We start from the raw sequence: 12,480 nt of genomic DNA, 5'->3' as shown, positions 1-12,480 counted from the left end.
GGGCCGCGGCGACCGGCGCCCCGCCCCTTCAGCCCTGCGGCGCCCCTTCAGCCCTGCGGCGCCCCCTCAGCCCTGCGGCGCCGCGGGCGCGTACGTCCCGAAGGTCCAGAGATTGCCCTCCAGATCGCGGGCCGTGTACTCACGGGAGCCGTAGTCCTGGTCCGTGAGCGGCAGCACTATCTCCACCCCGGCCTGCTCGGCCCTCCGGTGATGGGCGTCCGGGTCCGCGACGGTCGCGTACACACCAACCGGGCTGCCGTCTCCCAGTGCCTTTTCATACGCTCCGCCGGAGCCCTTCGAGCCCAGCATCACCACACCGTTGCCGAAGGCCAGCTCGGCGTGCAGCACCGTGCCGTCCTCGCTCTCGTACAGCGCGCTCTGCGTGAAGCCGAAGGCTTCCGTCAGCTGCTTGACCGCCGCCTTCGCGTCTCGGTAGAGCAGCGTCGGGCAGAACGTCGGCGCTCCTGCCGCCTCACCGGTCATCGCGATCACCTTCCCTGCCTGCGATCAGATCCTCCGGGCCCCGTTCTTGAGACCCACATCACAGTCTGGCACCAGGGTCTGACAACGCCCCCGGCCACCCGGCGGACGCCCCGGAGCGCGTCACGAAGGGCCCGTACCGCCGGTCCGCGGCCGGACGGCAGCCCGCGAAAACTGGTTGCACGTCACCGCTAGACTGGTCCGTATGGCAATTCTCCTCGTGCATTAGACGGCGCCGGTACGCCGCCCACGCCGCCCGTCAGCACAGGCTTGTGCCGTGTACGGGGCGCGCCGCGCGGCTGTGATCATCCCCGTCCCTTCCGCTGTCCTCATCTGCCCTGGAGTCTTTCCGTGATCACCGCCTCCGGCCTGGAGCTGCGCGCCGGCGCCCGCGTCCTCATCGAATCCGCTTCCTTCCGCATCGCCAAGGGCGACCGGATCGGCCTGGTCGGCCGCAACGGCGCGGGCAAGACGACCCTCACCAAGGTCCTCGCGGGCGAAGGCATCCCCGCCGCCGGCACGGTCACCCGCTCCGGCGACGTCGGCTACCTGCCGCAGGACCCGCGCACCGGCGACCTCGACGTACTCGCCCGCGACCGCATCCTGTCCGCCCGCGACCTGGACTCGGTCCTGCGCAAGATGCGCGAGAACGAGGACCGGATGTCCAACGGCAAGGGCGCCACCCGCGAAAAGGCGATGAAGAAGTACGAGCGCCTGGAGACGGAGTTCCTGACCAAGGGCGGATACGCGGCCGAGGCGGAGGCCGCGACCATCGCCGCCAGCCTGGGCCTGCCGGACCGCATCCTCGGCCAGCCCCTGCACACCCTCTCCGGCGGCCAGCGGCGCCGCGTCGAGCTGGCCCGGATCCTCTTCTCGGACTCCGACACCCTGCTCCTGGACGAGCCGACCAACCACCTCGACGCCGACTCGATCGTCTGGCTGCGCGACTACCTGAAGACGTACCGCGGCGGCTTCGTCGTGATCTCCCACGATGAAGACCTGGTCGAGACCGTGGTGAACAAGGTGTTCTACCTGGACGCCAACCGCTCCGAGATCGACATCTACAACATGGGCTGGAAGCTCTACCAGCAGCAGCGCGAGGCCGACGAGAGGCGCCGCAAGCGCGAGCGCGCCAACGCCGAGAAGAAGGCCGCACAGCTGCACTCGCAGGCCGACAAGATGCGGGCCAAGGCCACCAAGACCGTCGCCGCGCAGAACATGGCCAAGCGCGCCGACAAGCTCCTCGCCGGACTGGACGCCAAGCGCGCCTCCGACAAGGTCGCCAAGCTGCGCTTCCCGGACCCCGCGCCCTGCGGCAAGACCCCGCTCACCGCCGAGGGCCTGTCCAAGTCGTACGGCTCGCTGGAAATCTTCACCGATGTCGACCTGGCCGTCGACAAGGGCTCCCGGGTCGTCATCCTCGGCCTGAACGGCGCGGGCAAGACGACGCTGCTGCGGCTGCTGGCGGGCGTGGAGACGCCGGACACCGGCGAGGTGCGCCCCGGGCACGGCCTGAAGCTGGGCTACTACGCGCAGGAACACGAGACGCTGGACCCGGACCGCACGGTCCTGGAGAACATGCGCTCGGCCGCGCCGGACATGGACCTGGTCGACATCCGCAAGACGCTCGGCTCGTTCCTCTTCTCCGGTGACGACGTCGACAAGCCCGCCGGCGTGCTCTCCGGTGGTGAGAAGACCCGGCTGGCGCTGGCCACCCTGGTCGTCTCCTCCGCCAACGTGCTGCTCCTGGACGAGCCGACGAACAACCTCGACCCGGCCAGCCGCGAGGAGATCCTCGGCGCGCTGCACACCTTCACCGGCGCCGTGGTGCTGGTCTCCCACGACGAGGGCGCGGTGGACGCGCTCCAGCCGGAGCGCATCATCCTGCTGCCCGACGGCGTCGAGGACCTCTGGGGCCAGGACTACGCGGACCTGGTCGCGCTGGCCTGATACCGGCGCCCCGGGCTGCCGCCGGCGACCCGGCCCGAGCCCGGCGACCTGCTCCGGGACCGGTGTCCGGTCCTTCTTCGGACCGGTGTCCGGGACCGCTTCGGACCCGTGTCCGGCCCCTCTTCGGACCGGTGTCCGGCCCCGCCTCCGCGACCCGTTCACCCGTTTTCCGTGCCCTTCGGATTCCCGTGGGCGGCCCGGGGCCGGGAGGAGATCAAGCACGTATGGATCATTCGGCCGACGGGTGATCCATCATCTGAGTGAGTGCGGCTCGTACATCGGCGAGCCTCCCTGTGACGGCCGGGCCCCGTGGGCCCGGCCGTCATCATTTCGTACCAGCCCCCTCTGACCTGCCTGTTCGTCAAGAATTCCATGGTCGGAGCCTTGTAATTCCGAGCGGAACCCCTAATTCCAAGAGTCAATACGGCGCCTTCAGCGCCAAAGGATGTCCCACGGACCTTGCTGAATGGGTGGCCAGGAAGGCCGTGAGGGGTGATCATGAGAGTCCAGAGCGCACTTCCCACGAGGAGGCACGGGTGGCCGAGACTCTGAAGAAGGGCAGCCGGGTGACCGGCGCCGCGCGCGAGAAGCTCGCGGCAGACCTGAAGAAGAAGTACGACTCCGGAGCGAGCATCCGGGCGCTGGCCGAAGAGACCGGCCGCTCCTACGGGTTCGTGCACCGGATGCTCAGCGAATCCGGTGTGACCCTGCGTGGTCGTGGCGGAGCCACCAGGGGCAAGAAGGCTGCCTCGGCCTGACCGAGGCGGTCCGCTCCGGGAGCTACGGTGCCACCCGGTCGGTCGAGCAGGCGACCGGGTGGTTACTGTTCAGTCACTTAAGCACGCAAGTGCGGTCGGCTGACTCGGAGGCGCCCCATGACTCTGCTCGACAAGGACGGTGTGCGGCTCACCGTGGACGACGTGATCGCCACGGTGACCCTCGCCGGACCGGCCAAACGCAACGCGCAGTCGCCCGCCATGTGGCGGGCGCTGGCCGAGGCCGGATCACTGGTGCCGGGAGACGTCCGGATCGTGGTGCTGCGCGGCGAGGGCAAGTCCTTCTCCGCCGGCCTGGACCGGCAGGCGTTCACGCCCGAAGGCTTCGACGGCGAACCGTCCTTCCTGGACATGGCACGCGGTCCGGACAGTGAACTGGACGCCACGATCGCCGAGTACCAGGAAGCGTTCACCTGGTGGCGGCGTAACGACGTGGTGTCCATCGCGGCCGTCCAGGGCCATGCGATCGGCGCGGGCTTCCAGCTCGCGCTCGCCTGCGACCTGCGGGTGTGCGCCGACGACGCGCAGTTCGCGATGCGTGAGACGAGCCTCGGTCTGGTGCCGGACCTGACCGGCACCCACCCCCTGGTCTCCCTGGTCGGCTACGCTCGCGCGCTGGAGATCTGCGCCACGGGCCGCTTCGTGCACGCCGACGAGGCCGAGCGCATCGGCCTGGCCAACCTCGTCGTGCCCGCCGCCGATCTGGACGGCGCCGTCGCCGACCTGGCAGGAGCCCTCGTCGCCGCGCCGCGTGACGCCGTCATCGAGACCAAGGCCCTGCTGATGGGCGCCGCTTCCCGTACGTACGAGGAGCAGCGGGCCGCTGAGCGCGCCGCACAGGCACGCCGCCTGCGCGACCTGGCGGGCCTGGGCGAGTAACCCCGCAGCCCCGCGCCGTTCAGGAGGCGGCCGGCGCTTCCAGGGCGGCGACGAGCACTGCGACCGTGGGCCGCTCCCCGCCCGCCGCCTCCTCGACCGCGCCGCGCACCGCCCGCGCCACGTCCAGCGCGCGCCGGTCCGGCGCGACGGCCAACTGCACCAGTACGTGCCCGTCGTCCTCGCGCACCGGCCGGGACAGCGCCCCCAGAGCCGGTACGAGCCGGACCACCCCCGGTACGCGCAGCACGGCCGTCTCCAGGGGACCGGCATCCTCGGCGGTGGACCCGCCCCCGCCCGCCGCGCCGGACGACGCCGTCCCGCCACCCCCGCTCCGGCCGCCCTCTCCGCCTTCGTCCTCCTCCAGCAGGTCGGTGACCCGCAGGTCGACGGCGGCCACCTCCAGACCCAGCCGATCCGCCGCACACGTCAGCAGCGCCTTCCGGAGCAGGTCGGCGGAGGCCGGGACGGGGCGTCCGGCCGTGGCCGCGAAGTCCGCCTCGACCAGCAGGGGGCCCGGCGGCAGCGCGCTCGGCGGCGCCGGGACCGATGGCTCCGGCGCGGCATCCGCGTCCGCCAGGGACAGCCGGAGCGTACCGACGCGGAGCCCCGGCAGCGTGTCCCCGGTCTCCCGCAGCACTCCGGCGGCCGCCCGTTCGGCGATCCACGCCCCGTCCGCCGGACCGCCGAGCGGCAGCAGCCGGCCCAGTCCGAGCTGCCGCCGTACCGCTGTCACCAACTGGTCACCGGCCACCGGCCGTCACCTCTTTCCCGAACAGTCCCTCCACCTTGCCGCACACCCGGCCGGGCGGCAGGGCCACGTACCCGAATGGCGGTATCCGGTCCACCCCGCTGCCGCATCCCCGCAGCGGACCGGGGGAAGCCGACTTACTGTGGAAAAACGGAGCGGCTTCGAGCTCCGCCCCCTCGGAAAGGGACGATCGGCGATGACCGAGAGCGCACAAGGCAACCGGCCCGAGCCGCGGACCGGCGACTCGCAGGGCAAGACGCTGGGGACCAAACGGGGCGGCGGCGACCCCGCGACCCGCGGGCGTACGACCATCGCCGACGGCGTCGTGGAGAAGATCGCCGGAATGGCCGCCCGCGACGTGATGGGCGTACACGCCATGGGCAGCGGCTTCGCCCGCACGCTCGGCGCGGTGCGCGACCGGGTGCCCGGCGGCAGCAAGTCGGTGACCCGCGGCGTCAAGGCCGAGGTCGGCGAGGTGCAGACCGCGCTGGACCTGGAGATCGTCGTCGAGTACGGCGTCTCCATCGCGGATCTCGCCAGGGCCGTACGGGAGAACGTCATCTCCGCCGTGGAGCGGATGACGGGCCTGGAGGTCGTCGAGGTCAACATCGCGGTGAGCGACGTGAAACTGCCCGACGACGAAGAGGACGAGGACGACGAGGAACCGCGCCTCCAGTAGGCGGGGCGGTTTTCCAGACAAACGCGCCGGGGCTTCGCTCCGCAGGACCCGGCCGGGGTGGTAGCGAAGGGAAGCGCGTACATGAGCATGGCCGTGATCGGTCTGTTGGCCGGAATGGCGCTGGGCTTCGCCGGATACTTCGGCGGTTTCGGAGCCTTCGTCCTGGTGGCGGCACTGGGCGCCATCGGATTCATCGTCGGGAAATTCGTGGACGGCGACCTGGAGCCCGGAGAGTTCTTCCGGACGCGTACGGGCGACCGCGACGACCGGCGGAGGTGACGCCCGGTGGCGACCGTGTCCCCCGCGGCCGCGGCACCCGGCGCCGCCCAACCGGCCGTACCGGCCGGTGAACGGGGCGCCACGAAAATCGCGGACCGGGTCGTGGCCAAGATCGCCGCGCAGGCCGCGCGCGAGGCCCTGCGCGACGCCTCCACCGGTCGCAGCGCCGCCCACGCGTCGGTGACGGTACGCCGGCGCGACGGGCGCCGGGACTTCGGCGAAGCCCGGGTACGGGTGGCCGTGGAACTGGGCTACCCCTCCGACATCGGCGCCCAGTGCGGCGCCGTACGGCGGCAGGTGACGCGGCGGGTACGGGAACTGGCCGGCATGTCGGTGCCCGAGGTCGCCGTCCAGATCGAGCGGCTGCACTCACCCCAGACGGAGCGGGCGGGCCGGGAGAGGGTGCGATGAACGACGACGATCCCGATCAGCGGAACACCCGGCGGCTGCCCACCCTCGACAAGACGGCGGGCGCCACGGCGGACGCGCCCGGCGCCGGGCCCACCGGCGCCGCCCCACCGGACGGGCAGACCGGCCCGGCGGACACCGGGCAGCCGCCGTGCGAAGAGACCGGCGGCGGGCGCGCCCACCGCTTCTGGGCGGCTCGGCGGGTGCCGTCCGCGCTGGTCGCGCTCGTCGTGCTCGGCGCCGCGGGACTGCTTCTCTACGACGTGGCCGCGGTGCGCGCCGACCGCCCCGCGATGGCCTGGCGCAAGCGCCTCGCCTCGGAGCTGGCCTCCCGTCACCTGGACGACGTGTGGGTGCTCACGGGCGCCGCGGTGGCCGTGGCCCTCGGCCTCTGGCTGCTGGTGCTGGCGCTGACGCCCGGCCTGCGTGGTGTGCTGCCGATGCGGCGCACGTCTGCGGACGTCCGCGGCGGCCTGGACCGCGCGGCGGCCGCACTGGTCCTGCGCGACCGGGCCGTGGAGGTGCCGGGCGTGCAGTCCGTACGGGTCGCCGTCGGCCGCCGCAGGGCCAAGGCGCGCGCGGTCTCGCACTTCCGCGAACTGGACGAGGTACGGCGCGACCTGGACACGGCACTCGGCGACGGACTGCGGCAGCTGGGCCTCGCCCGGCGGCTCACGCTGTCCGTACGGGTGCGCCGCTCGGCGAAGAGGTGATCACGGCGATGCGCAAGGTCCTGCGAACGGTCAACCGGGTGCTGCTGGGCCTGACCGGCCTGGTCCTGATCGGCGTCGGCGGCACGGTGCTGCTCGGCGGCTTCGACCTGCCGGACAAGTGGGGCTTCGGCACGCCGTCCGGCGGGCGCTGGACACGGCCCGACGACGTCCTGCTGCGCGACACCGACCGGACGCGCTGGACGGACCGCGGCTGGTGGTGGCCGGTGGTCATCGCGGCCCTGGCCGTGCTCGTGCTGCTGGCGCTGTGGTGGCTGCTGTCCCAGCTCCGGCGGCACCGGCTGCGGGAGATCCTGGTCGACAGCGGCGACGGCGAGGGCGCCCAGCTGCGCGGCCGGGCACTGGAGAGCGTACTGACGGCCGAGTCCGAGTCCCTGGAGGGCGTCGACCGGGCCAGGGTGGCCCTGACCGGCCGCCGCACGGAACCGCGCGTACGGGCCGGCCTGGCACTCGCCCCACACGCGGAGCCCTGCGCCGTGATCGCCCGCCTCTCATCGGAGGCGGTAACCCACGCACGCCTCTCGGCCGGCCTGAAACGACTGCCCACCGAGGTACGACTACGAGCGGTCAAGCACCGGGCGGAGCGGGTGAGTTAGGCACTGGGTGGGGGGCAGCGGGCGGGACCCGGTGACATCTGCTTTGTAAGAGCAGAGCTCACCCCCCCACCCCACCCTCAAAACCCCCGCCGCTTCCCCCCGTCCACCGGCACCATCACCCCGGTCACGTACGAAGCTGCCGGGGACAGCAGGAATGCGGTGGTTCGGCCGAATTCTTCTGGTTTGCCGTAGCGGCGGAGGGGGATGGTTGCGCTGTTGCGGGCGCGGGATTCTTCCGGGTCCCCGGAGAGGGCGTCCAGCTGTGTCATGCGGTCCGTGGCGATCCGGCCCGGCAGGACGCCGAAGACGCGGATGCCGCGTGGGCCCAGTTCGTCGGCGAGGGCCTTGGCGTAGCCCGCGAGGCCGGGGCGCAGGCCGTTGGAGATGGCCAGGCCGTCGATGGGCTCGTGGACCGAGCCGGACAGGACGAAGCCGATCGCGCCGTCGTCGCCGAGTGCGGCGGACGCCGTGCGGGCGAGCCGTACCGCGCCGAGGAAGACCGACTCGAACGCCGCCTGCCACTGGTCGTCGGTGTTGCCGGTGGGCGTTCCCGGGGGCGGGCCGCCGACGCTGATGAGGATGCCGTCCAGGCGGCCGAAGCGTTCGCGGGCCGTGTCGACCAGGCGCGTGGCGGCGGCGGGGTCGGCGTTGTCGGCCGCGACGCCGTGCGCGCGGTCGCCGAGCGAGGCCGCGGCGGCCCGCGCGCTCTCCTCGCTGCGGCCGCTGAGGACGACGTTCGCGCCGTCGGCGGTCAGTTCCCGCGCGGTGGCGAAGCCGAGGCCGCGGGTGGCGCCGGTGACGATGTAGGTCCGGTCGGTGAGTCCTAGATCCATGGGGGTCAGTCTGCCCCGTCGCACCCGAACATGGTGAAGGCGGTACCGATCAGGCCGATGTGGCTGAACGCCTGGGGGAAGTTGCCCAGCTGGCGGCCGGCGACCGGGTCGTACTCCTCGGCCAGCAGCCCCAGGTCGTTGGGCAGCTCCAGCAGCCGGTCGAACAGCTTGTGGGCCTCTTCCGGCCGGCCGGTCAGGTGCAGGGCCTCGGCCAGCCAGAACGAGCAGACCAGGAAGGTGCCCTCGCCGCCCGGCAGCCCGTCCACGGTGTCGGCGGCGGTGCTGTAACGCCGTATCAGGCCGCCGTGTGTCAGCTCCTCGCGGACCGCGTCGACCGTGCCGACGACCCGCGGATCGTCCGCGGGCAGGAAGCCGAGGCGCGGGATCAGCAGCGTCGCCGCGTCCAGCAGGTCCGAGCCGTAGGACTGGGTGAAGGTGTTGCGCTCGGCGTCGTATCCCTTCTCGCACACCTCGCGGTGCACCTCGTCGCGCATCGCGCGCCAGCGTGCGACGTCCCCCTCCAGCTCGGGGCGGGACTCGGCCGCCTTGACGGCGCGGTCGGCGGCGACCCACGCCATGATCTTGGAGTGGACGAAGTGCCGGCGGGGCCCGCGGACCTCCCACAGCCCCTCGTCCGGCTCGCGCCAGTGGGACTCCAGGAAGTCCAGCAGCGAGCGCTGGATGTTCCAGGCGTGCGGCTTGGACGGCAGGCCCGCGACGCGCGCGATGTGGAAGGAGTCCAGCACCCCGCCGTAGACGTCGAGCTGCCGCTGCTCGACGGCGGCGTTGCCGATGCGTACGGGGGTGGAGCCGGCGTAGCCGCCGAGCCAGGGCAGCTCGGCCTCCGGCAGCCGCCGCTCGCCGCCCAGGCCGTACATGATCTGGAGGTCGGCGGGGTTGCCCGCCACCGCGCGCAGCAGCCAGTCCCGCCAGGCCGCCGCCTCCTCGGTGTATCCGGCGGTGACCAGCGAGTTGAGGGTCAAGGTGGCGTCGCGCAGCCAGCAGAAGCGGTAGTCCCAGTTGCGTACGCCGCCCAGTTCCTCGGGCAGTGAGGTGGTGGGTGCCGCGACGATGCCGCCGGTCGGTGCGAAGGTCAGGGCCTTGAGCGTGATCAGGGAGCGCAGCACCTCGGCCCGGTACGGACCGTCGTAGCGGCAGTGCGCCGCCCACGCCTGCCAGTCCTCCAGGGTGTGCTCCAGCGCCTCGTACGGATCGATCTCGGCCGGGCGTGCCTCGTGCGAGGGGTGCCAGGTCAGGATGAACGCCACCCGCTCCCCGGCGGCGACGCCGAAGTCCGAGCGGGTGCTGAACCCCTCCCCGTACGTCGTGACCTCGGGTTCGGTGCGCAGCCACGCGGAGTCCGGCCCGGCCACCGCGACACGGCACCGGCCGACGTGCCGCACCCAGGGCACGACCAGGCCGTAGTCGAAGCGCAGCCGCAGTACGCCCTGCATCGCGACGTCGCCCTCCAGGCCCTCCACGATGCGGACGACGTCGGGCGCGTGGTCGCGCTGCGGCATGAAGTCGGTGACCTTCACCGAGCCGGTGGGGGTGTGCCAGACGGTGTCCAGGACGAGGGAGTCGCCGCGGTAGGAGCGTTCGGGACGGGCGTCCGGGTCGGCGGGGGCGAGCAGCCAGTGCCCGTTCTCCCGGTCGCCGAGCAGTGCGGCGAAGCAGGCGGCGGAGTCGAAGCGGGGCAGGCACAGCCAGTCGACGGAGCCGTCCCGGCCGACCAGGGCGGCGGTCTGCAGGTCACCGATGAGCGCGTAGTCCTCGATGGGTGCGTGCACGCGGCGCCCCTTCCGTCAGCGGCCGGCGGCTATTCGGTGCTGGCGACTGTACGGCTCAACGGCTCGGCGGGCGCGGATTCGGCGCTGTCGGCGCCTTCGCCGCCACCACCTTGGCGGCCTTCGCCTTCGCCGCTGCCTTTGTCACCGCCGCCGCCGTCGCCCGCGGCCCCGGCGCTGTCCGCGGCGGCGAGCCGGTCCTTGCGCTCCCGGCGGGCCAGGACGAACCAGCCGACGGGCACGGCCGCGGCGAACAGCCACCACTGGACCGCGTACGCCATGTGCGGGCCGATGCTGTCGTGGTCCGGCTCGGGCACCAGTTCGGGCTTGCCGTCGGCGGGCCTCGGGGCGGTCTGCTCGATGTAGCCGCCGAGCACCGGCCGGTGCAGGGCCTCGGCCTGCCGCTCGCTGTTGATCAGCATGACCTGGCGCTCCGGCAGGCCGCGCTTGTCCTTGATGCCGCTGCCCTCGGTGGTCTCGTCCGCCATCATCCGGCCGGTGACGGTGACCTGTCCCTGGGGCGCGGCGGGCACCTCGGGGAAGCGGGTGAGGTCGTTGCCCGCGGCGATCCAGCCGCGGTTGACCAGGACGGTGGCGCCCTTGCGCGGCCCCTGGTCCAGTACCAGCGGGGTCAGTACGTAGTAGCCGATGGTCTGCTCGTCGGCGGCGGTGCGCTGGCGGACCACGACCTCGTGCCGCGCGTCGTACGTGCCGGTGGCGGTGACCCGGCGCCACATGTCGTCGCGGGGGAGCGGGCGGCCGGGCGCGGTCAGGTCGGTGACCGGCACCGGGGTGGCGGCGAGGCTGTCCGCGATGAGCTGGTTCTGCGCGACCCGGTGTTCGTGGCGGTGGTACTGCCAGAAGCCCAGCTTGATCATCACTGGGATCAGGACGAGGCCCACGAGGGTGAGGATCACCCACTGCCGGGACAACAGGAAGCGGTACACCCCACGAAGGTACAACTCCGGCGTCCGGGCCCCCGGCGGCGGGGTCCGCCTCAGACCCTGTCGACGATGCCCGCCTGCCCCTCCGCGCGGGCGCAGTGGGCGCCGCAGAACCACCGTCCGGCGGCCTCCACGCCCTGGCCGATGATCTGGCACCGGCAGTGCTCGCAGATCGGCGCCATGCGGTGGATGGCGCAGGAGAAGCAGTCGAAGACGTGCACCGCGCCCTGCGCGCGCACCTCGAACGTCATGCCGTATTCGTTTCCGCAGACCTCACAACGTGCCATGCGCCACAGCCTGCGGGCGGGGCGGGCGGCGGGGCGAGCCTGCGCCGGGCGTGTTGTGGGGCTTCACCCGGACGCGGGCGCCGGGGCCACGTCCTGGAGGAGCTGCATGAAGGCCGCCTCGTCGATCACCGGCGTGCCGAAGGAGGCGGCCTTGGCGGTCTTGGACGTCCGCGACCCGGGGTCGTTGGTGACCAGCAGGCTGGTCAGCCGGGAGACGCTGGTGGCGACGTGCAGGCCGGCCTCGATGGCGCGGTCCTCCAGCAGGTCGCGGTCGACGGAGGTGTCGCCGGAGAACGCCACCCGCATGCCCTGCACCAGCCGGGTGCCCGGCTCGTAGCGTCCCGGGTTCGGGTACGGGCAGGCGGGCCGCTTGCGCGCCGGGCGCCAGCTGGTGGGCCGGTAGGAGGCCGCGGCCGTCCGCTGCCGGGGCGCCGCGGGGGAGTCCGCCCATTCCGTGAGCGGCTGGCAGGCCAGCAGCGGCAGCCGCAGGTTGGCCTGCGCGGCCAGCCGCAGACTGGGGCGGAACGCCTCCGCCAGCACCCGGGCGTCGTCGAGCGCGTGGTGGGCGTGCTCCTGGGTGACGCCGTAGTGCGCGGCGAGGGACTCCAGCTTGTGGTTGGGCAGCGGCAGCCGCAGCTCCTTGGAGAGCGCGATCGTGCACAGCCGCTGCCGTACGGGCGCCTCGGCCTCGGCGCGGGCGTACTCCCGGGCGATCATCGACCAGTCGAACATCGCGTTGTGGGCGACCAGGACGCGTCCCTCCAGCCGCTTCGACAGCTCGGGGACGATCTCCGGGAAGAGCGGGGCGGTGGCGAGCACGTCGCTCGTCAGACCGTGGATCCACACCGGGCCCGGGTCCCGCTCCGGGTTGACCAGGGTGTACCAGTGGTCCTCGACCTCGCCGTGGGTGTCGAGCCGGTACACGGCGGCGGAGACTATCCGGTCGTCGCGGGCCAGGCCGGTGGTCTCGACGTCGACGACCGCGTACCCCTGCGGATACGCGTCCGGCCAGGAGGCGGCCGCCTCCGGAGGGGACGGCTGCTGCCCGATCGCCGGGGTGATCGGGCGGGCTGCTGCCATACGGTCTTCGAGCATGGTCACTG

The 12,480-nt window shown here is 72.7% G+C and carries 15 protein-coding genes; 8 read left to right on the top strand and 7 right to left on the bottom strand.

All coding sequences use genetic code 11. From position 1 onward, the window contains the following. Nucleotides 1-66: 66 nt before the first annotated feature. On the bottom strand, nucleotides 67-483 hold the full coding sequence (locus A6A06_RS06565) for a VOC family protein (RefSeq protein ID WP_073759987.1): 417 nt from the start codon (nucleotides 481-483) through the stop codon (nucleotides 67-69). A gap of 348 nt (nucleotides 484-831) precedes the next feature. Between A6A06_RS06565 and A6A06_RS06560 the strand changes: the two genes are divergently transcribed. The 3 genes from A6A06_RS06560 to A6A06_RS06550 all read left to right on the top strand — a co-directional run bounded on the left by A6A06_RS06560 (nucleotide 832) and on the right by A6A06_RS06550 (nucleotide 4,085). Further along, nucleotides 832-2,430: an ABC-F family ATP-binding cassette domain-containing protein gene (locus A6A06_RS06560; RefSeq protein ID WP_073759985.1), complete on the top strand. Its 1,599-nt coding sequence runs from the start codon at nucleotides 832-834 to the stop codon at nucleotides 2,428-2,430. Between the two features lie 536 nt (nucleotides 2,431-2,966). Next, a complete protein-coding gene (locus tag A6A06_RS06555) occupies nucleotides 2,967-3,188 on the top strand; it encodes a helix-turn-helix domain-containing protein (protein ID WP_030021347.1) in 222 nt (73 codons plus the stop codon). A gap of 117 nt (nucleotides 3,189-3,305) precedes the next feature. Next, nucleotides 3,306-4,085, top strand: a complete 780-nt coding sequence (locus A6A06_RS06550) for an enoyl-CoA hydratase/isomerase family protein (RefSeq protein WP_073759980.1) — start codon at nucleotides 3,306-3,308, stop codon at nucleotides 4,083-4,085. A 19-nt stretch (nucleotides 4,086-4,104) separates the two neighbouring features. Here the strand turns inward: A6A06_RS06550 and A6A06_RS06545 are convergent, their stop codons facing one another. Continuing rightward, the gene (locus A6A06_RS06545; protein ID WP_073759978.1) at nucleotides 4,105-4,836 is read right to left on the bottom strand and encodes a hypothetical protein; all 732 of its coding nucleotides are present in this window, start codon (nucleotides 4,834-4,836) and stop codon (nucleotides 4,105-4,107) included. Between the two features lie 193 nt (nucleotides 4,837-5,029). On the opposite strand from A6A06_RS06545, the gene A6A06_RS06540 reads away from it, so the two are divergent. The 5 genes from A6A06_RS06540 to amaP all read left to right on the top strand — a co-directional run bounded on the left by A6A06_RS06540 (nucleotide 5,030) and on the right by amaP (nucleotide 7,526). Then, on the top strand, nucleotides 5,030-5,512 hold the full coding sequence (locus tag A6A06_RS06540; RefSeq protein WP_030021350.1) for an Asp23/Gls24 family envelope stress response protein: 483 nt from the start codon (nucleotides 5,030-5,032) through the stop codon (nucleotides 5,510-5,512). 81 nt (nucleotides 5,513-5,593) lie between these two features. After that, nucleotides 5,594-5,791 (top strand): hypothetical protein, encoded by a 198-nt coding sequence (locus tag A6A06_RS06535; protein ID WP_073759977.1) that lies wholly within the window; start codon nucleotides 5,594-5,596, stop codon nucleotides 5,789-5,791. 6 nt (nucleotides 5,792-5,797) lie between these two features. Then, complete coding sequence (locus tag A6A06_RS06530) at nucleotides 5,798-6,202, top strand: Asp23/Gls24 family envelope stress response protein (RefSeq protein WP_073759975.1); 405 nt, start codon at nucleotides 5,798-5,800, stop codon at nucleotides 6,200-6,202. Continuing rightward, entirely contained in the window at nucleotides 6,199-6,912 is a 714-nt protein-coding gene (locus A6A06_RS06525; protein WP_073759973.1) for a DUF6286 domain-containing protein, read from the top strand. Before A6A06_RS06530 ends, A6A06_RS06525 begins: the two co-directional genes overlap by 4 nt. Before the next feature lie 8 nt (nucleotides 6,913-6,920). Further along, on the top strand, nucleotides 6,921-7,526 hold the full coding sequence (amaP, locus tag A6A06_RS06520) for an alkaline shock response membrane anchor protein AmaP (RefSeq protein WP_073760245.1): 606 nt from the start codon (nucleotides 6,921-6,923) through the stop codon (nucleotides 7,524-7,526). Between the two features lie 77 nt (nucleotides 7,527-7,603). Here the strand turns inward: amaP and A6A06_RS06515 are convergent, their stop codons facing one another. The 5 genes from A6A06_RS06515 to A6A06_RS06495 form a co-directional block, all read right to left on the bottom strand. Next, complete coding sequence (locus tag A6A06_RS06515) at nucleotides 7,604-8,359, bottom strand: SDR family oxidoreductase (protein WP_073759971.1); 756 nt, start codon at nucleotides 8,357-8,359, stop codon at nucleotides 7,604-7,606. A gap of 5 nt (nucleotides 8,360-8,364) precedes the next feature. Next, on the bottom strand, nucleotides 8,365-10,149 hold the full coding sequence (locus A6A06_RS06510; protein ID WP_073759969.1) for a glycoside hydrolase family 15 protein: 1,785 nt from the start codon (nucleotides 10,147-10,149) through the stop codon (nucleotides 8,365-8,367). 29 nt (nucleotides 10,150-10,178) lie between these two features. After that, nucleotides 10,179-11,093 (bottom strand): SURF1 family cytochrome oxidase biogenesis protein, encoded by a 915-nt coding sequence (locus A6A06_RS06505; RefSeq protein WP_073759967.1) that lies wholly within the window; start codon nucleotides 11,091-11,093, stop codon nucleotides 10,179-10,181. A gap of 50 nt (nucleotides 11,094-11,143) precedes the next feature. Further along, the gene (locus A6A06_RS06500; protein WP_073759965.1) at nucleotides 11,144-11,377 is read right to left on the bottom strand and encodes a hypothetical protein; all 234 of its coding nucleotides are present in this window, start codon (nucleotides 11,375-11,377) and stop codon (nucleotides 11,144-11,146) included. A gap of 63 nt (nucleotides 11,378-11,440) precedes the next feature. Next, complete coding sequence (locus A6A06_RS06495; protein WP_073759963.1) at nucleotides 11,441-12,472, bottom strand: DEDDh family exonuclease; 1,032 nt, start codon at nucleotides 12,470-12,472, stop codon at nucleotides 11,441-11,443. Nucleotides 12,473-12,480: the final 8 nt, after the last annotated feature.

The sequence above is a fragment of the Streptomyces sp. CB02923 genome, assembly GCF_001905005.1.
Classification (GTDB): Bacteria; Actinomycetota; Actinomycetes; order Streptomycetales; family Streptomycetaceae; genus Streptomyces.
This window is presented reverse-complemented; position numbering and strand designations above follow the sequence as displayed.